At 55.6% G+C, this 1,242-nt stretch carries 1 protein-coding gene and 1 pseudogene; both read right to left on the reverse strand.

Features of this window, described 5'->3' with window-relative positions; all coding sequences use genetic code 11:
- Positions 1-265: pseudogene (locus AC6RNO_RS36600) on the reverse strand (hypothetical protein); the annotation flags it as partial.
- Between the two features lie 20 nt (positions 266-285).
- Positions 286-735 (reverse strand): PAAR-like protein, encoded by a 450-nt coding sequence (locus AC6RNO_RS36605; RefSeq protein WP_497108437.1) that lies wholly within the window; start codon positions 733-735, stop codon positions 286-288.
- Between the last annotated feature and the right edge of the window lie 507 nt (positions 736-1,242).

Raw genomic sequence — 1,242 nt, forward strand, 5'->3', positions numbered from 1 at the left:
TGCCGTATATGCCGTTGGCATGCGTCATGTTCACTGCGCTCACAAAGCCCTTGAACAACGTCGTTTCCCGCTGGCCGTCGTATTCATAGACATGGATCTCATCGCTTGCCGATGCTTGCTGCGCTGCGTTTACGTTGACAGCCTCATCTACGACTCCGCGCACGGTCAGCCGTCCATGCTCCCCCGGCTTCCATTCGATTTGCACATCCTCGAGCCGGTGAATCGGGTACGCCGTTTTTACCCTGATTTGTTCAAAACCCGCCACTTCCCCCACCTCCGATTCTCTTACCCGTCATGCTGACCGTTGCTGAAAAACCGAATGGTCCCTTGATGACCGCAGATCAGCAGCGATTCCGTCGTCAACGCCGGCTTGCCCTCCACGAGCGCCGTTTCCTTCGTCTTCGTCCATTTTTCCATCAAGACCGGGCAGCACGGCTTGCCGCTAATCGTCTCCGGCTTGTCCTCGGCGATCAAATAAATCGTTTCTCCGCTCGGGTTCGAGGGGCTGTTGCATATCCCAAAATACGGGATGTTCGCCGGGAACTGGTAATCGAATTCATTCATCATCGGTTTTTCGTTCACGTACGACCCATGACTTTTCGGCAAATTAATCCGCCGCTTGTGGCTCCCGCAATTACACCCCATTTTGGCGCCTCTGACTACGTAGTACTCGCCCTCCGGCATCTGATCTTCCTCCTCAGACTTGTCATTCAGCTCAGCCCCACCGCTGTCCATTACTCCACCGCCAACCGTTCAAGCCGGACGCCCTCGAAATCCCGCCTCAAAATACTTTCCGCCACATCCAGCCGGACGACGATCAGCGGCTTGCCGCTTTCTTGAATCCGCACGATTTTTTTGCCCTCCATCCGCTCCGCTTGCAGCACGGGCTTNTCAAAATACTTTCCGCCACATCCAGCCGGACGACGATCAGCGGCTTGCCGCTTTCTTGAATCCGCACGATTTTTTTGCCCTCCATCCGCTCCGCTTGCAGCACGGGCTTTTTGATCACGCTGCCGTCACCGGCACGCACGCTGAAGGGACTTAGCGCCTCCACTTCTTCAAAGATCGGCAAATAATAGTTCCGCTGACGGCGATGCCTCAAGTCCACCAGCGGGGTCAGCTTGAACAAAGTGTCGGGCGCATACGCCTCCAGCAGACGCTTCATTCGCTCGGATACGAGATACAACTGCCGGTCCAGCACATCCGAAAACTCGCTTTCCCTCTCCGCTTGTACCTGAAAAA

It is taken from the genome of Paenibacillus sp. sgz302190 (genome assembly GCF_059820445.1).

Excerpts from the sequence above, each read along its gene's own strand:
- AC6RNO_RS36605 (WP_497108437.1), bottom strand. The coding sequence starts at position 735 with ATGGACAGCGGTGGGGCTGAGCTGAATGACAAGTCTGAGGAGGAAGAT.